The sequence below is a fragment of the Parasphingorhabdus sp. genome, from assembly GCF_039977335.1.
Taxonomy (GTDB): domain Bacteria; phylum Pseudomonadota; class Alphaproteobacteria; order Sphingomonadales; family Sphingomonadaceae; genus Parasphingorhabdus.
The window spans coordinates 1,415,786-1,441,208 of sequence record NZ_JBDWDI010000004.1; the positions used below are offsets into that span (position 1 = coordinate 1,415,786).

A 25,423-nucleotide genomic window follows, 5' to 3' on the forward strand; every position below is an offset into this window, starting at 1 on the left:
CATGTCCGGGAAAGAAAAATTGGCCGCCAAAGCGCCCGCTAAATCCAAAGACTCGTCCAAGAAGAAGCCGCGCTATCTGGAATTGGCCGACGAACTGCGCGAAGCGGTTTTGCGCGGTGACTATCCCGATCCCGGTGATTTTCCGACCGAATCTGTCCTGTGCAAGAAATATGATGTCAGCCGCTTCACGGTGCGAGAGGCTTTGCGGAAGCTGACCGCCGAGGGTCTTATCACCCGCAAACGCGGCTCGGGAACGGTGGTTCAACCCGCCACCGCGCGTGCCGGCGCGTTGCACCAGCCGCTGAGCAATGTCGGTGAGATTTTGCAATATGCCCGCGACACCACGATTGCTTTTGAAAAGAAAAAAGCCGGTGCCATTCCCAAAAATGTTGCGGAACAAATTGGCGCGAAAGCCGATGGCGACTGGTTCGCCTTTCGCGGCAAGCGGATGAAGCCCGGACGCAAGCGGCCTATCGCTGTGACCGAGGCTTGGGTTCACCCTGAACTGGCCGATGCTGTCGCTCAGATCGACGTCAACGCCACGACCCTGTTCGGGCAGATTGAAACGTTGGGCGAAGTCAGTGTCGCCCGCGTGACGCAGGATATTCAAGCGATTAAGGGTGCGAAAGATATATTGGCAGAACTTGGCCTGGAAAAAGGTGATCCGGTGCTGCGCATCCTGCGCTGTTATTTTGATGAAAGCGACCGGATGTTTGAGATTTCGGCGAGCTATCATCCCGGCGAACGCTTTGCCTATTCGATGCATATCGAGGTGGATTAAAGCCAGCGTCATTGCGGCTTATCCAAGGTCGGCGCATCTTCCACCTGCCAATCTGTTTCCGATGCAAAGCGGAAAGATGGTCCGATTTGATGGCTGCCATGGGCTTCGATCAGTAGGCCGCGCTCGCGCAGAAAATCCTGATCGAGTGCTTCGCGAAAATCCAGAACGGGGGAGAAGGCGACGTCTTTGTCGGCAAACCATTGGACCCATTGGTCGCGGGTTTTGGTTGCGAAGGTTCCGCGCAAATAGGCAGTTAGCGGCGCTTGCCCCGCGCCGGGCTCAGCTTCGGCGAGCGGTAATAAATCTATTCTTTTCAATGCAATAAGCAGATTTCGTGCGAATTTTACTTCCCGCGCGCCGAGCACGACATGTTTATCATCCGCGGTTTTGTAGACATTGTAAAAAGCCGCGCCGCCCAATGAGCGTTGTGATTGGGATTGCGGGGAAGCCCTGCCAGCAATGGCCGTTCCGGCAATATGAGCACACCAGGGAAGTATCGCATCAAACATGGCAATGTCGATATAATCACCCTCGCCCGTTTTCTCGCGCCCAATCAGCGCCATTAAAACCGCTGACAATCCATTGAGGCCCGCCGCCATATCCGCTGATGGCACGCCCGGTACGACCGGCATTCCATCTGCGCCGTCATTGACGGACAAGAACCCGGACAGCGCCTGCACGGCCAGATCATGCGCCGGATGGTGCGCCATTTCGCCCTCCTGCCCAAAGGCCGAGATCGAACAATAGACAATCTTCGGATGACGCGCCGATACGGTTTCATAGTCAAAACCAAGCCGCTTCATGACGCCGGGGCGAAACCCCTCGATCATAACATCAGCATCAGCCAGCAAATCCCACAGCTGCGCACGGCCCGCATCGGATTTCAGATCGAGCGCCAACGCCTGCTTGCCGCGATTAAGATTGCGGAACCACACAGACTGCTCCGCCTCCATCGGCTCCATGGTGCGCGCGGGGTCACCAGTGGGCGGCTCAACCTTTATCACTTCGGCGCCATGGTCGGCCATCATCATGCTGAGCATCGGGCCCGGCAGAAAAAGCGAGAGGTCAACGACCTTGATACCCGTCAGCTTGGCCATAAGAGGTTCAGACTATCCCTTTCGCACGCAGGTCGGCAATCGCATCGGCATCATAACCTGCCTCAGCCAACACCGCATCACTATCCGCCCCAAGCAACGGGCCGACCTTATTAGGCAAACGTTCGCCATTCAGTTTGATCGGACTGGACAGGACATTCATATCCGCGCGGTCAGGATGGCTTACCGTGTCGCGCATGCCAATGGTTTTCAGCCACGGGCTGTCCAGCGCCTGATCAAGACCATAAACCGGTGCCACCGGCATCAGGCCCTGCAGCAAGTCCAGCCAATATGCCACCGGGTGCTCCGCGAAAATATCGCTCAAAATATCCGACAAAGCCGACCGGTTGGTCAGGCGATTAGCCGGCGTGTCAAAGCGTGGATCGGTAATTAGTTCGTCATGGCCAATCCGTTCACACAAGATCGTCCAGAATTTCGGCAGCTGCGCCATAACAAACATCCAGCCATCGGCAGCCTTGAACATCTGGCTAGGGGTTGCGGACGGATGCGCGCCAAAAGGTGCACGGCCCGTCACATCTTCTTCGTTCATATACCAAAGCGCAGGATAGCTGGTCTGATGCACGGCGGCAGATAATAGATCGACATCGACGTCACAGCCTTCGCCGGATCGTTGCGAGTCTAGCAAGGCCGCGAGCAAGCCAACAGCCGCCATCGTGCCGGTCATAAAATCGACCATCGACAGGCCAAAGCGCACTGGCGGCCCGTCAGGATCACCAGTCAGCGCACAGAAACCAGCCTCGGCCTGCATCAGATAATCATAGCCCGGCCATTTTGACCGCTCATTGCCGCGCCCATAAGCAGAGATATGCGCGCAGACGATGGCCGGATTGACTGCTTTCAGCGCATCATAGTTCAGGCCGATCTTATCTGGCACATCGCCGCGCAGATTATTCGCCACGACATGCGCGTCTTTGGCGAGATCATGCAATACTTGCTGACCTTCGTCCGTGCGTAGGTCGAGGGTCAGGGACCGTTTGTTCAGATTGAAACTCTGAAAATACAGACTTTCCTGTTCGCGGAGCCAATGCGGTCCGACATGGCGCGCCGTATCACCACCTTTTGGTGGTTCGATCTTGATTACATCCGCACCCATTTGGGCGAGGAACATGGTGCCATAAGGTCCGGCCCCATATTGCTCGGCGGACAGGACACGAAAGCCCTTCAGCGGCTGCTTGACGCTCACGAAGGGTTCCTCTTGACCCATTGTTTGGAAATAATCATCCGCTGCATCTCGTTGGTCCCCTCACCAATACACATCAACAAAGAATCGCGATAATAGCGTTCAATCTCATATTCCTTGGAATAGGCATAGCCGCCGTGAACCCGCATCGATTCCTCCGAATTGCGCACGGCCGCTTCCGAGGCAAAATATTTCGCCATGCCCGCTTCCAGATCACAGCGTTCGCCGCGATCATAAGCTTCCGCCGCATCAAGCGTCAGCAAACGTGCCGCCCTTGCCCGCGTTACCATTTCACCCAGCTTCAACTGAATGGCCTGATGCTCAGAAATCGGTTTGCCCATGGTTTCGCGTAGTTGCGCATATTCTGTCGCCAGCCGCAAGGAACCTTCCGCCAGGCCAACACCCCGTGCAGCGACATTGATCCGGCCGAGCTCCAGTCCGCCAGTGGCTTGGAAAAAGCCCTGCCCTTCCACACCGCCGATCAGATTGTCCGCCGGAATGCGATAATTATCGAACACCAGTTCGGCGCTATCGATGCTGTTATAGCCGAGCTTCTTGAACTTCTTGCCAACCGTAAAACCCTCACCTTTGGGCGCGATCATCAGGCTCATACCCTTATAGCGCGGGTCCGCCTTGGGATCGGTTTTAACCAGCAGTGCAAAGCAGCTGCCGTTAATGCCGTTGGAAATCCAGGTCTTGGTTCCGTTGATGACATATTCATCGCCGTCCCGAACCGCGGTCGTGCGGATCGCTTGCAAATCGGTGCCGGCATTGGGCTCAGTCAGTGCCAGCCCGCCACGAATTTCACCACTGGCAAATTTTGGCAGCCATTTGGCTTTTTGTTCTGGCGTGCCGAAACGTTCGACCGCACAGGCCATGATCAGGTGCGAATTGAAAATACCGGTAATCGCCATCCAGTGCGAAGCAATTTCCGCAACAATTTTCGCATAGCTGGTCGCCGGCAGACCAAGGCCGCCATATTCCTCGCCAATAGTCGCGCCGAACAGACCCATGTCCGCCATTTCGCCGACCAATTGTTCCGGCCATTTATCCTCATGATCATGCTCCATGACCACCGGTTTCACCGAACGATGAATCCATTTCTGGATCGCATCCATGAAAGCCTGTTCTTCTTCCGGATCAATCATATGCTGCGCATTATCAATTGCCGTTGCCATTATCGTCGCTCCTGAATGTCTTAAAACTGGGGTTCCCTCCCCCGGTTATCTGTCGTCGACTTTTTAGTCGTCCGCGCCGCCAAAACCGCGTTTCCAGATCAGCATGGTGCGCTCAAACGTGCACACAACTTTATCGTCCTGGTTTTTCCCGATGGTTTTGATGGTTACGATGCCTTGTTCTGGCCGTGACGCAGATTCTTTTTTACCCAGCACTTCGCTCTCCGCATAAAGCGTGTCACCAGGAAATAGCGGATGGGTCAGGCGGATTTTGTCCCAGCCGAGATTGGCCACCGCTTTCTGACTGGTGTCCGAAACGCTCATCCCAACCATCAACGCAACGGTGAGCGGAGAGCAAACCAGCGGCTTTTTAAATTCTGTCTTCTTGGCAAATTCATAATCGAAATGCGCCGGATGTGTATTCATCGTCAACAATGTAAAATGCACATTGTCTGTGTCGGTAATCGTCCGGCCAGGACGATGCTCGTAAATATGGCCGACTTCAAAATCTTCATAATAGCGTCCGAATGTTTCGCGGAAACGTCCCGGGCTAACTTCAATCACTCCATCACGCATGTATTTGTCCTTGCCTATTAAACATATTTGTCTTTCGCTTTATCCGGCTGCTGCCGCGATATGCCGGTATCGTTGCATAACCGGCGCCTCTAACATACGCCCATTATGACTAATCGCTTTACCGCCCGCTGCATCAAACGCATTGATCGCCTCTATCGCCTCGGTAATTTCAGCATCCGTTGGTTTCATCGCCTTGGCAATGGCGGAAATTTGTTTGGGATGGATAGCGGCCTTGGCATGAAAGCCCATCGCCTTTGCCTTACGGGATTCCTCATCCAGTCCGGCTTCGTTGCCCATATCAATATAGGGCACATCTATCGCCGCCACGCCTGCCGACGCACAGCATAAGATGAACGCTCCGCGAGCTGCGAGCAAAGGCTCCCATTCCAACTTGGTGCCAAGCTCAGCAGAAAAATCGCCACCGCCAAACATCATACCGGTCACGCCAGCACTGGCGGCCAGCGCATCGCCGACCCGCAGGCCTTTGACGGTTTCAATCAGCGGAATCAGTCCATCAGTTCGGTCGCCCAAAATGCTATGCGCGATTTCGACCTCTGCAGCGCTTTCGACCATCGGCAGAAAAACCAGAGATGGAAGATGATCAGAAGAAGATAGCGCAAGCAAGTCAGCCAAACCCGTTTCCGTCTTGAGACCGTTGATTCGCACTGCCGTTTTTGACCGGTCGAGCGTCTTCAGGGCATCCAGAACGGATTCGCGTGCGCTGTCTTTCTGATCCGCAGGCACCGAATCTTCTAGGTCAATACAGATCAGATCTGCACCACTATTCGCCGCTTTCTCAAAGCGTTCAGCCCGATTGGCAGGGACAAAAAGGAAGTTGGTAAAACCGGTCATAGGGTCCAATATCGTGTCAGATGAATATTACCTCTTCACAATTTGTCCGGACAAATCTAAAGTCAACCGGAAAGTGAAATTAATTGTCTTTTTTGCTATTGGGAGAATGAAGAAATGAAGCGTGTTTTGAAAGCGAGTTGTGTCACCGCCAGTCTATTGGCACTGGCTGCAACCAGTCCATCAAATGCGCGCATGCTCGATCCCGACAAACCAGAAGATGCACTGGAAATTATGAAGCGGACACAATGCGGTGAAGCCGATGGCGTACCCGCCGTCTATCACTGGTCCGGTAAAGTCTATTCCCGCGTACAGGGCGAGCCCGACCGACATCTCTACAATGGTGAGGGCATGAATATTCGGCAATGCGTGAAGATCGAAGATCCCAAGCGCGGCGTCGGATACCGGCAGGTCAGCCGCGAAGTAATGTTCTATCTCGATCCCAAGACCAATGAAGTCTTGCGCACTTGGGACAATCCATGGACCGGCGAAACCGTCAAAGTCATGCAAATCGCCAATGACCCGGTGAATAGCCGTCCTAACTATCCATACCGCGCAGATGGCACGCCTTACACACTCCCCAATATTCGCACACAGGGCAATTGGATGTTCATGCCAATCGAGGTGCCGCTCTTTTACCACAACGTGCTGGCTGGTGATTATCAAGATTATGTCGGCAACAAATATCATGCGATGGAAATTTTCGACTTCACCATGCTCGCCGACGAGATGCTTGATACGAAAAATCCGACCGCCTATCCGTCAATCAGCTGGGTACGGATTTCAGACTGGATGCCGTGGATGAAAATGCGCGGACGGCAGGGGCAGATGGTGTTCAACGCTATGGGCGCAAAGCTAAAAAGCTATGATGAGCTGCCGGACGTGATCAAGGACGAGATTGCCCTCAACTATCCCGAATATACAGCGCCGCCACCAGGCGATGATCCGCGTAAAAATGAAACCACTTGGACGGTGTTCAAGAAGATGATTGATGCGGAACGGACAGCTGAAGCGGATAAGAAATAACGCTTTTCGTCAGAGTTTTCTCCCTGGGGGTCGGCCATATTGGTCGGCCTCTTTTTTTGCCCCAGAAAAGAATGATTCTAAAACGGCTTCATATTGCCGAGAAACGCGGTGGCGAGGAGCAGCAGATAGACGATCCAGACCCAGATGCGCGTGGTGTCCATCGTCTTGCGCAGCGGTATCTCGGTTTCATCTGATGATCCCTCCGCGATCAGCTTGCCGAGTTGCGGTCCGACCGGTTTGAACGCGACATCGATCATGATTGCCGCGGCAAAGATCAGACCGAACATTAACGCCTTGGTCGCCAGCCACACTGGCATCAGTGGCTCGCCCTGCGACAGGGAGAGAATTCCGAGACCTAGGTAAAAGGCAGTAAGGCCGATTTTCAGAACGAACTCGATTTTCCGGTCACGCGCGGCGCGCTCGGTCTGGTCATGAATATGCGCGTCCCACACCAGCCACAGCCAGACAGCGCCAACCGCCCAGGATAAAGCCACACCCCAGCCTGGCACATCCCACCAGCCGCCAGCATCGACCATCGTAATCGTCAGCGGGACCATCAACGCCCAAGCTGTCCGCGGCGTCATGTCGAGATTGACGAGCAATTGCAGCAGGACCAGCCGCTGCGGCAGATCATATTTTTCCCGCTTGCGAAAATGCTGGCCGAGCATGAACACACCAACATCAGCGCCGAGCCACAGGACGAACAGGATGATGTGGACGAAGACCAGCAACTGATAAAAGGAAAAATTGAGTAGCTCTGTCATCGCGGCGGACCCCCGTTTGTTACTTGATGGTGACCATGATCATATATGTCCGGACAAATTGCAATGCCGATCCGCGAGTCCCAGCAGATTGACTAGTCCAGGACCCGATGCTCGTCGCACAAAGTCCGCTTGAACAATTGCCCGTCCTTGAACCAGTGCCAGGTCCGGGCGCGGTGGTTGCCGTCATCGCCAAGGCAGATAATCTCATAGAAATTCGCCCCCGGATCATCCTTGCGGTTGAGATTGAGCAGGACAAGCCCAAAGTCCGTTTCCCAGCCGCAGCCATCGAAATTCTCATTATCCCACCACAGCTTGCCGTCTCTGAGCACGCCGTTGAGGGTGGATCGATATTCCCGGCCATCGTCCCACTGGAAGAGGTTTTTCTGAATATAGGCATAGGGACCATCATGCGGGAATATGCATTCGACGCGCGCCGTGTGCTGATCGACCAACTGATTGTCGCTATCGACATAGCGATAGACCCCGGTCCAGATGCCTTCATGCTTCATCATGCCTGGCATGATGTCGGTCAAAATTGCCTTGGTCTGGACTGTCAACGTCACTTTCCTCTGCTGCTGCCTGAGATTTGCTTTCGTTAATCGACATGATATGAGCCAGCTAACAACCGATTTTGGTTTTGACACATCTGTTGATTGTAACAGTGTTGCAAAGGATCCATTCATGAGCCAACCTGACCTGCGCCAACGCTTCATCAAGCCATCAATGGATCCCCAGAAATTGCAGCATTTCCTCTCGGTCTATGACACGGGAAGCTTTTCTCGCGCGGCCAGCAACAATGATGTTAGCCAGCAAGCGGTTTCAAAAAGTGTCGCGAAGCTAGAGGAAACACTCGGCGTGCGGCTGTTCGAGCGCGGCGCATTTGGTGCGGAACCTACGCAGTTCGGCCACGCGCTGGCCCGGCGAGCGAAAGTCATTACCGCCGAAAGCCGCCTCGCTGCTGCGGAGATCAGCGCCTTGCGCGGGGCCGACAGGGGTTATGTCCGAATCGGTCTTGGCTGGTCTTTCCTCACCCGCATTGCGCCGATGGTCATCAATCGTTTCAGCGAAAAGCAGCCGGGCGTAACGCTTAGCATCACATCCGGCGACACCAAATCGCTTCACGAGAAATTACTGCGCGGCGAAGTGGAGTTTGTCGCCAGTGCGCCGCCCACGGATCTAGTGATCGACAATGCGATTGAGACAATGGAGATGTTCGAGGACCGCGATGTCATCATGATGCGAAAGGGTCATCCGCTAGCTTCCAAGTCCGACATAACGCTGGAAGACTTGTCTTCCCAGACATGGCTGGTGTCGATGCAACTGCAGATGCAATGGCAGCGTATCTGCAACGTCTTTCTTGCCGCCGGTCTCGCCCCACCAGCTAAATATGTCGATATGGACTCGGTGATTCTCGCCAAATCAACCTTGTTGCAAAGTGACGCGGTGATGTTGCTCGCCAAGGAATTATTCGCCACCGAAGAAGAACGCGCCCAATATCATATCGTCGAAGGCACCGAGTTTCCGGTGGCGCGCACCGCCTATTTCGCGATTCGCCGCAATTCTGTACTGCAACCGGCGGCCCAGAGCCTGAAAAACGAGCTAATCGCCGCCTGTCGCACCGTGGTCGGCATCAATCAATTGCGCGGAATGACTGTGGCGGAAAAGCCATAGAAGACTGAATAAATCACTTGGTTGTAGCTACCGCCTAATTGGTTGTTAGCGTTTCCCCTATCAAGAAGATTAGCCCTGTTTCCACAAATTTGTCTGGACAACTTCAATGCAAATCAAGCATTCTAGATATGTCGGGAACCAGGGAGTCAAAAAATGATATCGCGCAAAGCAACCTTCAAGAATACCGCCATTTTTGGATTGGCATTAGCGACATTGGTGAGCAGACCTGTCTATGCACAGGAGGTTGATCAAGCGGATGAGGCGGAAGCCGATAGCAATGTCATCATCGTGACGGCCCAGCGCCGCGAGCAAAGCATTCAGGATGTTCCGATCGCGATTTCGGCCTTCACCCCAAGGCAGCTTGATACGCTGGCAGTGAAGAAAACCATCGATTTGGTGGATACTCTTCCCAATCTGGTCGGCAGCAACAACACCTCGCTGGGTAGCGCCAATGTCTACTTCCTGCGCGGTCAGGGTCAGGATGAATCCTTCCCAACTTTTGACCCGGCAGTGGGCACGTATGTCGACGAGATTTTCTATGCCCGCCAAAACGGCAACAATATTTCCCTGTTTGACATCGAGCGCACAGAAGTTCTGCGCGGGCCGCAAGGGACGTTATTTGGTAAGAACACCACCGGCGGCGCAATCAATGTCTTGCTCCGCAAGCCCGGAGAAGAATTTGGCGGCTTTGCCGAAGCAAGCTATGGCCGGTTCGATGAGATAACCCTGCGTGGTTCCGTCGATCTACCACTATCGGAACGCGTCCGGTTCCTTGTCAGCGGATTCTATGTCGATGATAATGGTTGGCTGGAAAACACAGCCCTCGACCGCAATATTAATGACCGCAACGCTTATGGCGGCCGCATTGCCATTGATATCGACCTGACGGACGATCTCAACTGGTATGTCGTCGGCGACTATATTCGCGATAGCGGTACCAACATTACGGGCCGGGATATCAATCTGGATACCGACGCTGCCACAGGGCCAGTCAGAACATCTGGCAATTATGGTGACGTTGATTTGGTATCCACCTCCATCCTCCCCTTGGGGCTGGATGCCGTTTTCCCGGGTGCTGTGTCCAAGGCGGATTATGGCAGCCTGACCAAATCCTATAACACGTCATCCAATCTTACATATCAAATGGACAATGGATCCATCTCGTTGATCATGGGCTATCGCAAGGTTGAAAATGACTTTCTGGTGAATTTCCCACTACCGCAATTTGATGCGTTCATGCAGTTTCCATCACCAGCGAACCCGGCATTGGATGACATTTTCATCATCGACAATATTGGCGATTTCAAACAATATTCGGCCGAACTCAAATATAATGGCTCGCTGTTTGATGATTTCCTCAACCTGACAGCTGGCTTGTTCTATTTGAAAGAAGAAAACCGCAGTGACTTTGCCGCCTATTTTGCCGGACCGACACCATCACGCGATCGTATAATCAGCAATGATACGGAAAATATTGCCGGCTATATCCAAGGCGATTTCGCGCTCACCGACCAGATTACGGCAACAGCCGGTGTGCGTTACACGGATGAGAAAAAGGATTTTCGCATTTCGGATAATCGCCCGATAGGTGATATCACAGACCTGACTACGGCAAACATGATCGCGCTCGGCATTCCCATCGACCAGCGCGAAAAAGTTTGGACACCGCGCTTTGCTCTGCAGTTTGAACCCGATGACGATTTGATGTTCTACGCTTCTGCCACCCGTGGTTTTCGCTCCGGCGGCTGGAACGCTCGTGTCAATACGGCGTCCGGACTGCAGCCCTTTGGATCGGAGAAAGTCTGGTCTTACGAAGCTGGCACAAGGCTGAATTTCGGTCGTGACTTCTCTATTGCTGCGACCGCCTTCTATCTCGAGGCCAAAGACCTGCAGGTCAACACGGCCATTGCCCAAGGCGTATTTGCCATCGGTAACGCAGGTAAATTGCTCAATACCGGCCTTGAGGTGGAAGCGTTTATTAGTCCGGTTCGGAATCTGAATCTCTATGCGGCGTTGGGTATAATGGATGCCCGATATGAAGCCAGTGACGCAGACATAGCCGCTTGCGTTCCGCCGAATGGAACCGTGTCGGTTTTTGATGTGAACTGCGAACTGATCGAACCTAAACGCAGTCCGGATGCTCAAGTAACGCTGGGCGGATCCTATGATATCGAAATCGGCGATGCGATGATCAGCCCGCGTGGCAGTATTCGCATGGTGTCTGATCAGGAAGTATCAACGCGCGGCGTGGGCCCGGCGGATGGTTATGTTCTGGTAAATGCCGGGATCGACTTCAAACCTTTTGGTGATCAGCTGAACTTCGCGGTCGAATGTTCAAACTGTTTCAACAAGCGGTATCTGGTGGCATCCTTCGGTAACCAGGACACATATTTTAACCAGCCTGGCCGGTGGACACTCCGCGCCACCTATAAATTTGGCGGCCGTGTTAACTAGAGCGCCCGAGATAAATGGGGGAGAAGGCGGGTCAGCAATGGTCCGCTTTCTTTTTTTGGCTTTTTCTGGCCTATAAGGCAAATAACGCTATACAAAATATGTCCGGACAAATTTTAATATCATAGAGGGTGCATGACAGACCAGAACACAAGCAGTAATGAGTTTGCACTAGGATGGAAGGTCCTGCTTGCTGGCGTTCTCGGTGTAGCATGCGGCGCATCGCCAATTCCATTCAATGTCATCGGCTTCACGGTCGAACCGTTGATTGAGGAATTTGGCTGGACCCGCACGCAGATATTATTCCCGATCACGATTTTCGGGATCATCGCATCTTTACTTGCACCGTTTTTTGGGTCACTTGCCGATAAATATGGCGTCCGGAAAGTGGCGCTATATTCGCTCCTCGCCTTTGGTCTTTCCTTTGCAGCTATCTCATTTACGCCAACGGCTCAGGTGACATCGACTCTGTATATTTACTATGCGCTTTGGGTTGTCGTCGGTCTGATTGGCATTGGCTCCACACCCGTGAGCTGGAGCCGGGCGATCAACTTGTGGTTCTACAAAAATCGCGGACTGGCTCTGGGTATCTTGTTGCTCGGAACCAGCCTCGCTGCGATTGTTGTTCCCAAGCTCGCCGTTTGGGGCATTGAGAATTATGGTTGGCGGGCAATGTTTGCGATTGTCGCGGCGTTGCCGCTGTTCGTCGCCTTGCCGCTTGGTTATTTCCTGTTTCGCGAACCGCGACCAGAAGAACGCCCCAAAGCGATATTGAGCGACAGCGGCAATTTGACCGGCGTGACTTTGGGCACGGCGTTGAAAGATTATCGTTTCTGGCTGATCTGGCTGTCGATCGCGGTGATTGCCACCGCCTTTGGAGGGGCGTTTATTAATTTACCGACGATGCTTGGTGATCGCGGGCTCGATGCACAAACGGCGGCATCCGTAATGGGCGTGTTAGGCATCGGCATCTTGTCCGGACGGATTATAACCGGCGCGCTGCTTGACCGGTTCTGGCAAGGCTTTGTGGCCTTTCCACTGCTCTGCCTGCCCGCCATTTCCTGCTATATTTTGTTAGGCGATAGCATTGCATTTTCGATGGCAGCGCTGGCCGGCTTTCTTCTCGGCTTTGCCGCTGGCGCGGAAAGCGACCTGATCGCCTATCTCACTGGCCGCTATTTCGGCATGGCCAATTATGGTAAAATCTATGGCATGCTCTATATGCCCTTTGGGTTTTTCTCGGCCTTGTCGCCAATCATCTACGCCAGCGTGCGTGATAATATGGGTAGCTATGACCCGATCTTGAGTGTCGCTATTTTTGCCTTTGTCATTGGCGGCGGCCTGCTGTTGTTCCTCGGTCGCTATCCAGACAGCTTCCCGGAAACCGATCCCTCCCCCACAGAAAAACTAGCCACGGAGCCAAGCTAATGGCCACGAAAGCCAATCCGACCGCCGCAGATTATATCGCCGAGACCGGCGCCGAAGTTCTGACCGATGATGAAACACTGAACTTTTTTGCCCATGATGTGTATCAGCGCGGCGCGGACCTGCTGGCCGTGGTTCGCCCGAAAAATACCGACGAATTGTCCGCCGCAATTGCAGCAACCACAGCGCAGAATATTCCGGTTGTCCCGCGCGGCGGCGGCATGAGCTATACCGGCGGCTACACGACAACCAAGGCCGGCGCAGTGTTATTTGATCTGGCCGCGATGGACCGGATATTGGAAATTAACGAAACCGATATGACGGTGACGGTCGAGGCCGGATGCACCTGGGCGAAGCTTTATGAAACGCTGGCACCCAAGGGATTGCGCACGCCGTTCTGGGGCACTTTGTCGGGCTTGAAAGCTTCGATTGGCGGGGGAATGAGCCAGAACTGCCTGTTTTGGGGATCGGGTCGCTATGGCACCGCAGCGCAAAGCTGCATAGCGATGGAAGTGGTATTAGCCGATGGCACCATCCTGAAAACCGGTACGGATTTCACACGACCTTATGGTCCGGACCTGACCGGCCTTTTCCTCGCCGATACCGGCGCGCTGGGCATGAAAGCGACGATCACGCTTCGCCTGATCCCCGAGGCCGAGGCACATGGCTATGCCAGCTTCACCTTTGAAAATCACGAGGACATATTGGCGGCAATGGGCGCGATTGAACGGTCCGGTGTCTCTACCGAATGTTTCGGGTTCGACCCCAGTCTTAATGCCCTGCGGATGAAGCGCGATAGTCTGGGCAGCGATGCCAAGGCGCTGGGCCAGATGATGAAGAAACAAGGATCTGTCTGGGGCGCAATCAAGGAAGGTGCCAAGGTTGTCGCGGCGGGCCGTGATTTCATGGACGAAGCGAAATTCTCGCTGCATGTGCTGACCGAAGCGCGCATACAGGCGGCGGCGGATGATGATCTGGAACGTGCGCGCAAATTGGCTTTGGATAACGGTGCGACCGAGACAGAAAACACCATTCCCAAAATCATCCGCGCCAATCCATTCGGACCGCTGAATAGCATGCTTGGGCCACAAGGCGAACGATGGGCCCCGGTCCACGGCCTGCTGCCACATAGCCGCGCATTGGCATGCTATGATGCGATCCTTGCATTATTTAAAGAGCATAGCGAAGAAATGGATCGCCATGGCATTTTCACCGGCACCCTTGTGTCCGCCGTCAGTGGTTCGGGCGCGATTATCGAGCCGTGTCTCTATTGGCCCGATGCGTCTAATCCGGTCCATGAGGCAACGATCGAGCCTTCCCATTTCGCCAAGCTACCGACACTGGAAAGCAATGCCGAAGCATGGGAATTGACCCAGAAGCTGAAACAGGCACTGGTTGACCTATTTCACGATCAGGGTGCGGCGCATTTGCAGATTGCGAAAACCTATCGCTATCGTGACAGCCTTGATCCCGCCGCCGATGCTTTACTGCAGGATTTGAAAAAAACCGTTGATCCAAAGGGTCTTATGAATCCGGGATCACTCGGTTTATAAAATGGAGCCTATAGGGTTGAGCCAAGATGGACTTTGACCGCAGACAGATGATGGCCGCGGCGCTTTGTGCCACTGTCACACCGCCTGCTTTCGCTACGACCGGAAAGAGTGATAAAGACAAAACTATGACCGAAACTAAAAACTACGCCGCCGTCGCGATGCAACTGGCCGCGCGTTCGATTGAAAAGACGCCGGACAAGACCGCGGCCCGCGCGCAAATGCTGGCGATGATTGGCGAGGTCGAGACCAAGATCCGCTCCGCCACAATCTTCATCCAGCAATATGGCGGCAGTCCGGTCAAACTGGCGGTGCTGCCCGAATATCTGCTGACCAGCTATCCGGGGCGCATTTCCATTCCCGATTTTGCGGACAAGGCTGCTCTGGAAGTCAATGGACCGGAATATGAAGCACTAGGCGCAATGGCGCAGCGGCTGAAAATGTTCATCGCCGGCAATGCCTATGAAGTCGATACCAACTTTCCCGGTCTTTATTTCCAAGCGAGCTTCGTCGTCGCGCCTTCCGGTGATGTCGTGCTGCGTTATCGTCGGCTGAATTCGATGTTTGCGCCAACACCCCATGATGTCTGGACCAAATATCTCGACATCTATGGCTTAGATGGTGTGTTCCCGGTTGCGAAAACCGAGATCGGCAACCTCGCCGCCATCGCATCGGAAGAGATACTTTATCCTGAAATAGCCCGCGCCCATGCGCTGCGCGGGGCCGAGATTTTCGTCCATAGCTCATCGGAAATCGGATCGCCGCTCGACACGCCCAAGGATATCGGCAAGCGTGCGCGGGCGCAGGAAAATATGGCTTATGTCATCTCTGCCAATACCGCCGGTATCGAAGATACGACCCTGCCGCTCGCCTCGGCAGATGGCAACAGCATGGTGGTGGACTATAAAGGCCGGGTCATGGCAGAATCGAACAGCGGCGAGACGTTCACCGCCTTTTCCGACATCGATATAGGTGCCCTGCGCGCCGCACGGCGCAAACCAGCGATGACAAATTTCCTCGCGCGCCAGCGACTGGAGCTTTTCGCGGCCACTTATGGAAATTTGTCCGTACAAAAGGCTGATGGTTTGATCGAGGTCAATGACGTGAAGACCCCTGATCGCGACTATTTCCTGCGCACTCAAGAAGAGACGATAGAGCGCATGATAAAGGAGGGCTTGATATGAGCAACACCCCGAACGACCAGAAATTGGACGTAGCACCACCCTATAATGCGGTAGCCAAACATGGCGTATCGCCAACGGTATCTCATGATGAAATTGCGCGTTTTGATTTTCTTGCGAATTTCAACAAATTCATGGCGAGCGCTCTCAGCCCCGGCAACAAGCTGGCTTATGACAAAAAAGTCCTGCCCGCCTTCCAGAAAGACCATGGCCGCGATCCCAAAGACCGCTTTGAGATTCGCCGCGCTATGAACGAGGACCCGTTCCACACATTTTGGTCCGCACTCAAACGCAACTCGATGGAAATGCGCCAGCAAAATGGCCGCGCAATCGTGCTGCGTCAGATTGACGAACTCAACGCCAAGGCAAGGCAATATAATGAAGGCCGCGATACGCTGGAACTGAATCCGGAAATCGAGATACCGCGCTATCAGAGCGCAGTGGACATTCACTGTATGCCAGGCAGTTATCATGGCGAAGAATTGCCGGGAGACGTGTCAGCCGGCGCCAATTATGATTGCGGGATTTTTGCGACGACCGGCGGCGGTCTGGGCGCACTAACCGATGGCGGTGGTCAGGCACTGGTCGATTGGATCAAGAAGGAACGACCCGGCTGGGAACCCCGCCGGGTGCTCGATATCGGCACAACCGTGGGTCATAATATCGTCCCGCTGGCGCTCGCTTTTCCCGATTGCGAGTTTATCGCGATCGACACGGCCGCGCCAATCTTGCGCTATGCCCATGCCCGCGCGCAATCGCTGGGCGCGACCAATATCAAGTTCATTCAGGCCAATGCCGAGGACCTGTCCCGCTGGGATGACGGGGCATTTGACTGGGTACAAACCACTATGTTCCTGCATGAAACCAGCGGCAAGGCGCTGCCGAAAATTATCGCCGAGGGCTACCGGGTACTCGCCGACAATGGCTTGATGCTGCATCTCGAGCAGCCGGAATATTCCGATGCCATGCCGCTATTTGAACAATTTTTGCGCGACTGGGATGCGTTTAACAATAATGAGCCGTTCTGGTCATCCATGCACGCGCTGGACATGAAAACGGTCATGACGCAAGCCGGGTTTGACCGGGAAGAACTTTTCGAAAGCGGCGTGCGCGCCGTGGTGGATCGCGAGATTTTCCCAGAGGCACCAACCGGCGAGGATGAAGATCATGGCCGGGCGGCCTATTGGCATGCCTATGGCGCCTGGAAAAATGCTGATCAGATACAGGAGGCCGCAGAATGACCGATCAAGTTTTCGACTGGATGGCTGCGGCCAATAAAAAAGCCAAAGGCAAGCGCCCGGAATATTTCGATGATCCCGAAGACGAACGGATGCTGTCCATCCTGATGGCGGTCGTCGGCGAAGTGTCCGTACTGCGTGAGCGCATGGACACGGTTGAACGGCTGCTCGATGCCAAAGGGACAATTAGCCGGGATGATATTGAAGGCTATACGCCTGACAAACAGGCTGCCTATGAGCGCGGCGCGATGATCCGCGAATATATCTACCGGGTGATGCGCGGACCGCATCAGATGGTGGAAGAATTGCAGCAGGCCGAACCACCGGTGGAAGAAGTCAGCCGCGAATTGAAGGAAATCTAGCCCATTCTCAAGTCTCTAGGGTAAAAAAGAACCTGTCGGACATCGCTGTCCGACAGGCTCTTTTTCCTGAGGAACTAATCGCTAGAACGGTTTGACCGCGCCCAGAAAACACACGCCGGAAATCGTGATCCAATAGATATAGGCAGCGATACGGGCCTGTCCGATTTCGCGCTCTAGTGCTGCTTCTTCTGCCGCATCGGGACCTTCAGCCAGCTTGCGGAACCGGATTGTCCAACGGCGCATCACAACGCGCAGGAACAGGCCGATACACAAGGCAAAGGCATAAAGACCAATTTTAGCCGGATACCAGTGATTGCCCTCGCCCGAGGTAATCGGACCGCTGCCTTCCAGAGCCATGAAAGTGACGATGAACAAGGCCGCGATCAGGGGATAGCGGAGCATCTCTTCTACCTTTGTAACGGCCACACCAATATCGGTTTCACGCTTTATAAAAGCGGTCCATGTCATCGCCAGCCAGATCGCAAAAAACAGCCACATCCACCAGATACCCGCGCCATCGAGAAAGGGCACAAAACCATAAATCTTGCCCATATGCAGGCCGAGCGGGAGCAGCAGGACGATACCGGTCCGCGCCAATATGTCGATCCGGTAGGCGGTTTCCATATGCCGCCGGCGTTCCTCCAGCGAAAGATTGCGGTTCGTGACATTATAACTGGTCTGAAAAACGCCCCATTCGCCGCCCAGCCAGTAAACCATCGCCAGGATGTGTATCCAGCGCAATATGCTCAGTTCGTTTGTTGTGAGAAATTCCATTACCAACGTCCTCCCAGACCGTGTAAATAGCTGATTACAATTTGTCCGGACAAATTCCTCTTGGCAAGAGAAAAATGCACTGGCATGAAGAAAAGTAAGGAGAAAACGGATGAAGCACCGCATTATCGAAGGTCGTCTGGAATATACGTCGCGCAAACCGGAAATGGAGGGCCAAAATCGCGGTTTTGAGACATTTATGTTTACCCATCACGGTGATGGCAAAGTGATTATGCGGGCCCATTGTGAAATCTATGAGCCAGAGCCAACGGTGATGCGGGATATCATCTATGCGATGGATGGAAATAAGCAGCCCACTGACCTTCATGTGCATTTAACTATCGGGGACGCGTTCATGGGCACCGGATGGATGCATTTTGACGGGAAGGATATCGCTATGGAAAGCTATGGCCCTTCCATCGGCCGGCTGTCGCAAAAAGTTGAGGCAGAGCTTCCCATGACCGGTTTTGGAACCCATCCGATTGTTTCAGACGGCTATATGCTCTCGACGATGGAGTGGGAGGAAGGGCAAGCCCGCTTGCTCAATTGCTATCTACCCTCGCCCGATCATCGCGGAGCGACACCTCCGCAAGTCGCGCAGGTCAAAATCGGGGCGGTTTATATTGGCAAGGAAGAAGTGACCGTTCCCGCCGGTACCTTCCAGTGCAAACATCTGCAATTTGTGGACGATGCCAGCATTGTGCCGGGAACCGGCGGGATGGCTGGCGAACATCCCGCTTATGACGTCTGGATCACCGATGACGAAGACGGCATATTCGTGCAGGGCGGCGTCGGCGGTTATATGATGACCTGGTACGAGCTGGTCGAACTTAAACGGTAATCATAATCTTGCCCATGTGGCTGCCGCTTTCCAGATGCGTGAAAGCCGCAGGCGCATCGCCGAAATCAAAGACGCTTTCGACCAACAGTTCGATGTTGTTTTGGGCCACCACATCCAGCGCCTGCTGCAACATCTCGCGATTCCCGGACGCGATGCCCTTAATAGCTATATTCTTGCCAATGATCGCGCCCTGACTGGCGCTGGATTGATCTTGCGGTGTCCCGGAAAGCGCGCCCAGAGATCCGATGCGCGCATTAACGGCACACGCAGCCACGGTTTCGCCCATTGCTGGAAAACCTAGCGTATCGACGACAACATTGGCACCGCGGCCGTTAGTGGCTTCCAGCAAAGCGGCAGCCCAATCCGGCCGGTCGCGATAGTTGATGCCGTAATCCGCGCCCATATCTTTTGCGCGAGCGAGTTTTTCGTCGCTCGATGACGTGATTGCAAATTCCATGCCCATGGCTTTGGCCAGCTGCAGCGTGAATATCGATACACCGCCGGTTCCTTGCGCGAGCACAAGATCGCCGGGCTTGGCTTCGCCAAAAGCGATCATGGCATGCCATACTGTGCTACCAACCACCGAAAAGGTCGCCGCGCTGCTGTCACTGACATTGTCAGGCACCACGATAGCGGCATTAGCCGGCAATATGATTTTCTTGGCCAGCCAGCCATTGGCCGTTACGCCGAGATCTTTGGCAAATACGGCAAAACTATAGGCTCCATCCAGCCATGTGGCGAAATGCGGCGCCATCACGCGCATACCGACATCAAGTCCGGTAACACCGGAACCAACCGCTTCGATCACGCCGACGCCGTCAGACAAAGGTATGCGATCTTCCGGCAGATCCGTTCCATAATCTCCCCGCAACACCATCAGGTCACGATAGTTGAGACCGGCTGCCGAGACCTTAATCAGAATTTCTCCGGGACCAGGCTCCGGTTCGGGATGATCTACTAGCTGCAGTCCGCCAATGCCGGTCCGTGAACCCATTTGCCATGCCTTCATGTGTCGTCACTCCCTTGCTCGCGCAGCGGCGCGAAAATACGATCGATAAACTCTTTTAGCTTCGCTTCACGGTCGGCCGCAGACGCCTCCAACCCTTCGAGCACCATCAGTCGCTCTTCCTGCACCCACATTTCCTGCGCCATATTCATGACCACCGCGACATATCTATCCATGCCGGGGTCATCGAAAAATTGCGGCTTGCCATCCGGACCGTAAATTTCCTTTGGCGTATCGTCGGGTTTGAACGCTGGGCCGACATCTTTGGCTTCTGGGTTCATCGTTTCCATGCTCCGAAACCAAACCACATAATGCCTTCGGCTAAGCGTCCGGTGGTTTCGCTATCGACGGCATGGGCACCTTCATCGGCAATCGCCTGCTCTACGGCTTCCTCACCGTAAATGCCAATGCTGGGCACGACGAACTGGAAATAGTCATCGGCGGCAAAACCACCCGCTTCGCAAAGCGCTGGAGGGCTCTCATCGCGATAGCCTTTGTAGAACGGCTCCGAATTATACCAACTGTCCCAGTCGAGATAAAAGCCGTCAAAGGCGTTCATCTGATCATTTGGCGGCAATTCCATATGAAGCAGCAAGCCGCCGGGTTTCAGCACCCGATAGGCCTCCTTAAATGCCGCTGCACGTGCCTTTTTCGACAATTCGTGTAGGAACATCGAGGAAAATACGAGGTCGAAACTGTCATCGGGATAGTCCAGCGCATCGGCAGACATTTGCGCGAAGCTCACCTCCAGCCCCTGCATTTTAGCGCGGGCTGAAGCATAACGTAATCCGCCAGCTGCCGCGTCAATCGCCTCGACCTTCGCGTCTGGATAGGTCCGTTTCCACGGCAAAGTATTATGGCCGATAGTGCAGCCGGTATCGAGAATGTTCTGCGGTTTGAAGTCTGGAAATTTGCCTTTCACATAAGCGGCCATGGACAGGCCGATATCATCGAGATTGGCACCCATCAGACCCATGGAAAAGACCGCCAGACCCTGATCATAAACTGCACCGGCTTCCAGTGATTCACCGCCGCGCGTATAGCTGCCCGGCATAAGATGGACTTCAATCGCATCGACATTGCGGGGAATATCCAGCTCAGGATTCAGGTCAACCGAGCCGGGCTGATCGGCAACTTTCGCCGCCTCCGCTTCCATCCGTTCCATGTCGCGGGCGACGACAGCGCCCGATGCCTGCCAGACCATTTTTTGCGCCTGTACCCGCATCGCCGAATAGATGTTGAACGCCGGGTCACCGCGCAGGGCCTGATGTGCCTCGTTGCTGGTTTCCGGGGCGCGACCCTGTTCACGGGCGAAAGCCGGAGCGGCCCGCTTGTCATAAGCGGTGCGCAAATCACCAGCGAGATCGTTAAGAATAAACGCTCTGATGCCAGACACAAAACGCCCACGTGCCGCCTCCTCTGCGGTCAATTCCGGTTTCATAGGATGCTGTAATTCTACGCCCATCAGAAATTCTCCTCTGCAAAAGCCTCTATCCGCGCCGCTTCGCCCGATTGCCGGATCAGCGCCTGTTTGCGGAAAAAGCGCATCAATCCGCTTGCCCCCATCCGTGATGCACCAAGCCCGGAATGGCCAAAGCTCGATTTCTCCGCTTCCCAAACCATCGAGGTCAAGGAACCATCATTAATCGATACTGCACCCGCATTGAGGCGCGATGCAACTATTTCAGCCTCATCAACTGATCCTCCAATGACCGCTGCAGACAAACCGAACTGGCTGTGATTGGCCATCATCACGGCTTCATCCACATCGTCAAACACCCGTACAGGGATAACGGGTCCGAAATTCTCATCAGAAATTACCGTCATCGATGAGGTCACATTGGTCAGGATCGTTGGCCGCAAATAAAGACCACCACCGAGTTTTTCGACTTTGCCGCCCGAAAGCAACTCCGCGCCTTTTTTAACCGCATCATCAATCTGAGACTGCGCTATCTGCGCCTGTTTCTCAAAGATAAACGGCCCGATATGGCCTTGGTTGATATCAGGGTGATTGAGCTGCACCGCCTCTGCCTGAGCGACCAGACTGGTGAGGAAAGGGTCTGCGATTGCCTGGGCTACATAGACCCGCTCAATCGACTGACAGGCCTGACCGGTATTGACGATGCTAGCCCTAAGCGCCGTCGCTGCCGCCTTTTCCGGATCTGCGCTAGCAAGGACAATCATTGGGTCTTTACCGCCTAGTTCCAAACTGGCCGGAATGAACGCCTTCGCCGCCGCTTCACCAACTTTACGCCCGGTTGCAACAGATCCGGTGAAGCAGACATAGTCCACGTGATCAACCATCGCCGCACCGGTCGGACCATCTCCTTCAATGATCGACAATACGCCAGTCAGTGCTGGAATTTTCTTCACAGTTTCCATCAGCGGCTTGATAAAACGCGGCGTCACTTCCGATGGTTTGATCAATACCGCTGATCCTGCCATCAGCGCCGGAATTGCGTCAATGAGCGCGAGAGTCATTGGGAAGTTCCAAGGGCTGATCACACCAACTAAAGCATAAGGCACTAGTCGCGTAGAAGTAGTGATTGTCGGCACGGATGTAGGTTGATCAACCGGTTGGCCATCGGCCATGAGCTGTGGCGCCATAGCGGCCCATCGTCTTATCTGCCCCGGTACGCCCGCTGCTTCAATTTTTGAGATACCGCCGCGTCCGGTATCAGCAGTCAAGGCCGGAATGATATCGCCCAGATTGGCCTCTATCGCATCAGCCCATTGCAACAATATCCCGCCGCGCGCTTCCGGTGTTTTCGCAGCCCAATCTTTTTGTGCATCGCGAAGCCGCTTTGCTTCGTCGGCAACCGCCTCAACGTCTAGGGGCGCGATTGCATAGTCTGCTTTGCCCGTACGCGGATTGCGTATCTTCATTGCTGTGCCTTCATTTTTGGGCCTTCATTTTTGGGCCTTCCAGCTATCGAGTATCGCATCACCCCGTGCGAACCCGATATCATTGCGCTCAGCAAAGCCGGCGATCAACTTCTCAAAACTGCTAATGCGATAGGGTAGGCCCATAATATAAGGCGTTAGGTGCATAGGTAGCATTCGCCCGCCATTTTGCTCCGCCTCTGCGAGCAGCCAATCCGCAGCATCTGTCATCTGTTGAGCATAGCTATCAACCGATTGCTGCTGGACATTGATAATCTGCCGATCCGACAATTCATGGTTGAGCGGGATGTTGGTAATCGCTCCTGCATCCGTCTCAAACGAGTAAGGCAATTCATCATTCGCCCAGTCGCACATATAATCGACACCGGCCTCGGCGAGCAGCCTTGCCGTGTTGAAACTTTGCGAACGCGCTATCGACAACCAACCGCGCGGGCGCGTACCGGTTGCCTTTTCTAGCGCAACGAGCGAACTTTCGATGAGCGTTTTTTCATCCATCTCGGCCAGTCCGCTGGCAATAGTACCGTTCATGTCCGTGCTATGAGCGATGATTTCATGACCACCGAAGACAATATCCTCTATCAACTCAGGGTAGCGGTCGGCGATGACGCTGTTGGTCGCTACCGAAACCTTAGTCCCGACCTTCTCAAACGCACCAAGCAACCGGTAAATCCCGATCCGCGTGCCATATTCGCGCGCTGTATAATGCCGATAGTCAGGATAGGCAGTCTGCATATGCCCCGGCGCGGGGAATGGATCGTCACTCGGCACCATCGGGAAATATTCGAGGGAGATGACCGGCCAGATGAGTAGCTTTTTATGGTCAGGCCATTGCACCGGCTTGCGATCAAACAGATTGCTGTACGGATAATAGTCATGGTCCATTCCGTGGCGGCGCTTGGGATAGTCAAGATAGCTCGCATCAAGGCTCATGATAAGCCTCCCGTCTGTTTGCGGAAGGCGTCGACAATATCACCCGCCTTGGTGATCCATGCCCGGCCATCCGCGGCGATATGTTCCAGGACCGCTTCAAACGGTCCAATGCGATGGGGCTGTCCAATCAGATAGCTGTGCAGCGGGATGCACATCACCGTGCCCGATTGCGCGCCCTCTTCAGCGAGCCGGTCATATTGCCGGATCAGCGTATCGGCATATTCCCGCGGGCTCATGTTATAGATAAAGAACCCATAATGATCATTGACCTCTAGGCTGTAGGGAATAGCAGTCAGCTGCCCGGATTTCACCTTCACGTCAGTCGGCTGGTCATCATGATAAAGGTCACAGGTATAATCCATGCCATATTCCGCAAGCAGGTCGAGCGTGCGCGGCGTGTGGGTCAGCGCTGGCGCCAGCCAGCCTTTGATCCGTTGGCCGGTAGCGCGCTGAACTGTTTCAATCGAATCCTCAATGATCGCGCGTTCCTGCGCCTCATCCATCCCGTACGAATAACGGGTATTGTAGATACCATGGCTGAAAAACTCCCAACCGCGCTGGTTGGCGTCCTCGACCACTTCGGGAATATGGTCACACAGCGCCACGGACAAGCTGACAGACCCCGGAAAACCATGCTTGGTCATCATCTCAGCCATGCGCCAATGCGACACGCGATTTGCATGATCGCGATGACTGTAACCGACTACATCGGGATGTGGTTTTGGCCAGCTTTTCCGGTGCGGATTGACCGCCGGATCGAGTTCATAATATTCCAGATTGGGCGCGACCCATACAGCGCAGGCCTTGCCCTCCGGCCATGTGATTTTTGGGCGTCCGCGATAGGCCGCATAGTCATATAGTCCCGGGTCGGATTTCTGCACGTCTGACACTATCGCGCCTCCAACCAGTCAATCACTGTCTGCACCGGCTCCACATCTGCATATTTAATCTGCAAATCAGTAAGGTTGGCAAAATGGTAGCTCTCATGCTTATCGGCGCAGGTTTCAATCGGGACAATCGTGCGATAGCCATAGCTCAAGGCATCCACCGCCGTGGCCCGAACACAACCGGATGTCGAACCGCCCGTTACAATCACCGTATCCACTTTATGCCACGTCAAATAGCTCGCCAACTGGGTTTCAAAAAAGGCACTGGGCATACGCTTGGTATATTGCAGGTCATTGGCGTCCACCTCACAACGCGGATCAAGCAGATGCCGCTCGCTGTCATATTTGATATTCTGGAGCGAATCTTCGGTATCGGTGCGCGTGCCCCAGACACCGGCATCGCCTGCATCCGCTTTATAAGCGACGCGGCTCCAGATCACCGGCATGGCCTTTGCTCGTGCCAAAGCTGAGATCTGATTAATATAGTCAATCTGCTTCGGATCGGTCTCATAGGCGGTTTTGAACATATCCATCCGGGTATAGGCTTGTTGTACATCAACATTGACGATGGCGAGCTTTTCTCCGAAGCCGAATTTCTTGCGCGCGGGATTGCCGATCAATTCTTCAAAAATTTCCCGGGCCGTACGCCCGTCTTCAACCATTTTCGTGCCTTTGACGTCCATAAAGTTTCTCTCCGGAATCGATAAAAATGTAATAAACAACAGAAAAGACTTGTCGAG

25 protein-coding genes are annotated in these 25,423 nt (G+C 54.1%); 10 read left to right on the forward strand and 15 right to left on the reverse strand.

The features are described 5' to 3' along the window. Position 1: 1 nt before the first annotated feature. Positions 2-781 carry a GntR family transcriptional regulator gene (locus tag ABJM21_RS14155; protein WP_348300645.1) on the forward strand — a complete coding sequence of 260 codons (780 nt, stop codon included), beginning with the start codon at positions 2-4 and terminating at the stop codon, positions 779-781. Positions 782-789: 8 nt separating this feature from the next. Here the strand turns inward: ABJM21_RS14155 and ABJM21_RS14160 are convergent, their stop codons facing one another. The 5 genes from ABJM21_RS14160 to ABJM21_RS14180 all read right to left on the reverse strand — a co-directional run bounded on the left by ABJM21_RS14160 (position 790) and on the right by ABJM21_RS14180 (position 5,679). Next, positions 790-1,878, reverse strand: coding sequence for a CoA transferase (locus tag ABJM21_RS14160; RefSeq protein ID WP_348300646.1), 1,089 nt, complete (start codon positions 1,876-1,878; stop codon positions 790-792). Positions 1,879-1,885: 7 nt separating this feature from the next. Then, the gene (locus ABJM21_RS14165; RefSeq protein WP_348300647.1) at positions 1,886-3,079 is read right to left on the reverse strand and encodes a CoA transferase; all 1,194 of its coding nucleotides are present in this window, start codon (positions 3,077-3,079) and stop codon (positions 1,886-1,888) included. Then, positions 3,076-4,254: an acyl-CoA dehydrogenase family protein gene (locus tag ABJM21_RS14170; RefSeq protein WP_348300648.1), complete on the reverse strand. Its 1,179-nt coding sequence runs from the start codon at positions 4,252-4,254 to the stop codon at positions 3,076-3,078. Before ABJM21_RS14170 ends, ABJM21_RS14165 begins: the two co-directional genes overlap by 4 nt. A 63-nt stretch (positions 4,255-4,317) precedes the next feature. Beyond that, positions 4,318-4,827 carry a MaoC family dehydratase gene (locus ABJM21_RS14175; RefSeq protein ID WP_348300649.1) on the reverse strand — a complete coding sequence of 170 codons (510 nt, stop codon included), beginning with the start codon at positions 4,825-4,827 and terminating at the stop codon, positions 4,318-4,320. Between the two features lie 39 nt (positions 4,828-4,866). Next, positions 4,867-5,679 (reverse strand): CoA ester lyase, encoded by an 813-nt coding sequence (locus ABJM21_RS14180; protein WP_348300650.1) that lies wholly within the window; start codon positions 5,677-5,679, stop codon positions 4,867-4,869. Positions 5,680-5,793: 114 nt separating this feature from the next. Between ABJM21_RS14180 and ABJM21_RS14185 the strand changes: the two genes are divergently transcribed. Beyond that, positions 5,794-6,702, forward strand: a complete 909-nt coding sequence (locus tag ABJM21_RS14185) for a DUF1838 family protein (protein WP_348300651.1) — start codon at positions 5,794-5,796, stop codon at positions 6,700-6,702. 77 nt (positions 6,703-6,779) lie between these two features. Here ABJM21_RS14185 and ABJM21_RS14190 read toward each other — a convergent pair whose 3' ends face one another. Then, positions 6,780-7,466: a hypothetical protein gene (locus tag ABJM21_RS14190; RefSeq protein WP_348300652.1), complete on the reverse strand. Its 687-nt coding sequence runs from the start codon at positions 7,464-7,466 to the stop codon at positions 6,780-6,782. Positions 7,467-7,558: 92 nt separating this feature from the next. Further along, the gene (locus ABJM21_RS14195) at positions 7,559-8,029 is read right to left on the reverse strand and encodes a hypothetical protein (protein ID WP_348300653.1); all 471 of its coding nucleotides are present in this window, start codon (positions 8,027-8,029) and stop codon (positions 7,559-7,561) included. A gap of 118 nt (positions 8,030-8,147) precedes the next feature. Between ABJM21_RS14195 and ABJM21_RS14200 the strand changes: the two genes are divergently transcribed. The 7 genes from ABJM21_RS14200 to ABJM21_RS14230 all read left to right on the forward strand — a co-directional run bounded on the left by ABJM21_RS14200 (position 8,148) and on the right by ABJM21_RS14230 (position 17,344). Further along, positions 8,148-9,137 carry a LysR family transcriptional regulator gene (locus ABJM21_RS14200; protein ID WP_348300654.1) on the forward strand — a complete coding sequence of 330 codons (990 nt, stop codon included), beginning with the start codon at positions 8,148-8,150 and terminating at the stop codon, positions 9,135-9,137. Between the two features lie 153 nt (positions 9,138-9,290). Further along, positions 9,291-11,591 (forward strand): TonB-dependent receptor, encoded by a 2,301-nt coding sequence (locus ABJM21_RS14205; protein ID WP_348300655.1) that lies wholly within the window; start codon positions 9,291-9,293, stop codon positions 11,589-11,591. A gap of 132 nt (positions 11,592-11,723) precedes the next feature. Continuing rightward, a complete protein-coding gene (locus ABJM21_RS14210; protein ID WP_348300656.1) occupies positions 11,724-13,016 on the forward strand; it encodes an MFS transporter in 1,293 nt (430 codons plus the stop codon). Continuing rightward, positions 13,016-14,566: an FAD-binding oxidoreductase gene (locus tag ABJM21_RS14215; RefSeq protein ID WP_348300657.1), complete on the forward strand. Its 1,551-nt coding sequence runs from the start codon at positions 13,016-13,018 to the stop codon at positions 14,564-14,566. The genes ABJM21_RS14210 and ABJM21_RS14215 overlap by 1 nt, the downstream gene beginning before the upstream one ends. Positions 14,567-14,691: 125 nt before the next feature. After that, positions 14,692-15,747 carry a nitrilase-related carbon-nitrogen hydrolase gene (locus tag ABJM21_RS14220; protein ID WP_348300658.1) on the forward strand — a complete coding sequence of 352 codons (1,056 nt, stop codon included), beginning with the start codon at positions 14,692-14,694 and terminating at the stop codon, positions 15,745-15,747. Next, positions 15,744-16,985 carry a class I SAM-dependent methyltransferase gene (locus tag ABJM21_RS14225; protein WP_348300659.1) on the forward strand — a complete coding sequence of 414 codons (1,242 nt, stop codon included), beginning with the start codon at positions 15,744-15,746 and terminating at the stop codon, positions 16,983-16,985. The genes ABJM21_RS14220 and ABJM21_RS14225 overlap by 4 nt, the downstream gene beginning before the upstream one ends. Beyond that, on the forward strand, positions 16,982-17,344 hold the full coding sequence (locus ABJM21_RS14230) for a hypothetical protein (RefSeq protein ID WP_348300660.1): 363 nt from the start codon (positions 16,982-16,984) through the stop codon (positions 17,342-17,344). The genes ABJM21_RS14225 and ABJM21_RS14230 overlap by 4 nt, the downstream gene beginning before the upstream one ends. A gap of 81 nt (positions 17,345-17,425) precedes the next feature. On the opposite strand, the gene ABJM21_RS14235 is transcribed toward ABJM21_RS14230, so the two are convergent. Further along, entirely contained in the window at positions 17,426-18,118 is a 693-nt protein-coding gene (locus tag ABJM21_RS14235) for a hypothetical protein (protein WP_348300661.1), read from the reverse strand. Positions 18,119-18,227: 109 nt separating this feature from the next. On the opposite strand from ABJM21_RS14235, the gene ABJM21_RS14240 reads away from it, so the two are divergent. Next, positions 18,228-18,956 (forward strand): hypothetical protein, encoded by a 729-nt coding sequence (locus tag ABJM21_RS14240; protein WP_348300662.1) that lies wholly within the window; start codon positions 18,228-18,230, stop codon positions 18,954-18,956. On the opposite strand, the gene ABJM21_RS14245 is transcribed toward ABJM21_RS14240, so the two are convergent. Genes ABJM21_RS14245 through ABJM21_RS14275 form a run of 7 tightly spaced genes read right to left on the reverse strand, consistent with a single transcriptional unit; the run spans position 18,946 to position 25,366 of the window. Continuing rightward, positions 18,946-19,965 carry an NAD(P)-dependent alcohol dehydrogenase gene (locus tag ABJM21_RS14245; RefSeq protein ID WP_348300663.1) on the reverse strand — a complete coding sequence of 340 codons (1,020 nt, stop codon included), beginning with the start codon at positions 19,963-19,965 and terminating at the stop codon, positions 18,946-18,948. The genes ABJM21_RS14240 and ABJM21_RS14245 overlap by 11 nt on opposite strands. Next, positions 19,962-20,252 (reverse strand): hypothetical protein, encoded by a 291-nt coding sequence (locus ABJM21_RS14250; protein ID WP_348300664.1) that lies wholly within the window; start codon positions 20,250-20,252, stop codon positions 19,962-19,964. The genes ABJM21_RS14245 and ABJM21_RS14250 overlap by 4 nt, the downstream gene beginning before the upstream one ends. Further along, a complete protein-coding gene (locus tag ABJM21_RS14255) occupies positions 20,240-21,427 on the reverse strand; it encodes a class I SAM-dependent methyltransferase (protein WP_348300665.1) in 1,188 nt (395 codons plus the stop codon). The genes ABJM21_RS14250 and ABJM21_RS14255 overlap by 13 nt, the downstream gene beginning before the upstream one ends. Further along, entirely contained in the window at positions 21,427-22,848 is a 1,422-nt protein-coding gene (locus tag ABJM21_RS14260; protein ID WP_348300666.1) for an aldehyde dehydrogenase family protein, read from the reverse strand. The genes ABJM21_RS14255 and ABJM21_RS14260 overlap by 1 nt, the downstream gene beginning before the upstream one ends. A 24-nt stretch (positions 22,849-22,872) precedes the next feature. Continuing rightward, on the reverse strand, positions 22,873-23,796 hold the full coding sequence (locus ABJM21_RS14265) for a polysaccharide deacetylase family protein (protein WP_348300667.1): 924 nt from the start codon (positions 23,794-23,796) through the stop codon (positions 22,873-22,875). Beyond that, positions 23,793-24,686: a polysaccharide deacetylase family protein gene (locus tag ABJM21_RS14270; protein ID WP_348300668.1), complete on the reverse strand. Its 894-nt coding sequence runs from the start codon at positions 24,684-24,686 to the stop codon at positions 23,793-23,795. Before ABJM21_RS14270 ends, ABJM21_RS14265 begins: the two co-directional genes overlap by 4 nt. Beyond that, a complete protein-coding gene (locus ABJM21_RS14275) occupies positions 24,686-25,366 on the reverse strand; it encodes an isochorismatase family protein (protein WP_348300669.1) in 681 nt (226 codons plus the stop codon). The genes ABJM21_RS14270 and ABJM21_RS14275 overlap by 1 nt, the downstream gene beginning before the upstream one ends. Positions 25,367-25,423: the final 57 nt, after the last annotated feature.

Coding starts and splice junctions, on each gene's coding strand:
- ABJM21_RS14155 (WP_348300645.1), top strand. CDS start 2: ATGTCCGGGAAAGAAAAATTGGCCGCCAAAGCGCCCGCTAAATCCAAA.
- ABJM21_RS14160 (WP_348300646.1), bottom strand. CDS start 1,878: ATGGCCAAGCTGACGGGTATCAAGGTCGTTGACCTCTCGCTTTTTCTG.
- ABJM21_RS14170 (WP_348300648.1), bottom strand. CDS start 4,254: ATGGCAACGGCAATTGATAATGCGCAGCATATGATTGATCCGGAAGAA.
- ABJM21_RS14175 (WP_348300649.1), bottom strand. CDS start 4,827: ATGCGTGATGGAGTGATTGAAGTTAGCCCGGGACGTTTCCGCGAAACA.
- ABJM21_RS14180 (WP_348300650.1), bottom strand. CDS start 5,679: ATGACCGGTTTTACCAACTTCCTTTTTGTCCCTGCCAATCGGGCTGAA.
- ABJM21_RS14185 (WP_348300651.1), top strand. CDS start 5,794: ATGAAGCGTGTTTTGAAAGCGAGTTGTGTCACCGCCAGTCTATTGGCA.
- ABJM21_RS14190 (WP_348300652.1), bottom strand. CDS start 7,466: ATGACAGAGCTACTCAATTTTTCCTTTTATCAGTTGCTGGTCTTCGTC.
- ABJM21_RS14200 (WP_348300654.1), top strand. CDS start 8,148: ATGAGCCAACCTGACCTGCGCCAACGCTTCATCAAGCCATCAATGGAT.
- ABJM21_RS14205 (WP_348300655.1), top strand. CDS start 9,291: ATGATATCGCGCAAAGCAACCTTCAAGAATACCGCCATTTTTGGATTG.
- ABJM21_RS14210 (WP_348300656.1), top strand. CDS start 11,724: ATGACAGACCAGAACACAAGCAGTAATGAGTTTGCACTAGGATGGAAG.
- ABJM21_RS14215 (WP_348300657.1), top strand. CDS start 13,016: ATGGCCACGAAAGCCAATCCGACCGCCGCAGATTATATCGCCGAGACC.
- ABJM21_RS14220 (WP_348300658.1), top strand. CDS start 14,692: ATGACCGAAACTAAAAACTACGCCGCCGTCGCGATGCAACTGGCCGCG.
- ABJM21_RS14225 (WP_348300659.1), top strand. CDS start 15,744: ATGAGCAACACCCCGAACGACCAGAAATTGGACGTAGCACCACCCTAT.
- ABJM21_RS14230 (WP_348300660.1), top strand. CDS start 16,982: ATGACCGATCAAGTTTTCGACTGGATGGCTGCGGCCAATAAAAAAGCC.
- ABJM21_RS14235 (WP_348300661.1), bottom strand. CDS start 18,118: ATGGAATTTCTCACAACAAACGAACTGAGCATATTGCGCTGGATACAC.
- ABJM21_RS14240 (WP_348300662.1), top strand. CDS start 18,228: ATGAAGCACCGCATTATCGAAGGTCGTCTGGAATATACGTCGCGCAAA.
- ABJM21_RS14245 (WP_348300663.1), bottom strand. CDS start 19,965: ATGAAGGCATGGCAAATGGGTTCACGGACCGGCATTGGCGGACTGCAG.
- ABJM21_RS14250 (WP_348300664.1), bottom strand. CDS start 20,252: ATGGAAACGATGAACCCAGAAGCCAAAGATGTCGGCCCAGCGTTCAAA.
- ABJM21_RS14255 (WP_348300665.1), bottom strand. CDS start 21,427: ATGGGCGTAGAATTACAGCATCCTATGAAACCGGAATTGACCGCAGAG.
- ABJM21_RS14260 (WP_348300666.1), bottom strand. CDS start 22,848: ATGAAGATACGCAATCCGCGTACGGGCAAAGCAGACTATGCAATCGCG.
- ABJM21_RS14265 (WP_348300667.1), bottom strand. CDS start 23,796: ATGAGCCTTGATGCGAGCTATCTTGACTATCCCAAGCGCCGCCACGGA.
- ABJM21_RS14275 (WP_348300669.1), bottom strand. CDS start 25,366: ATGGACGTCAAAGGCACGAAAATGGTTGAAGACGGGCGTACGGCCCGG.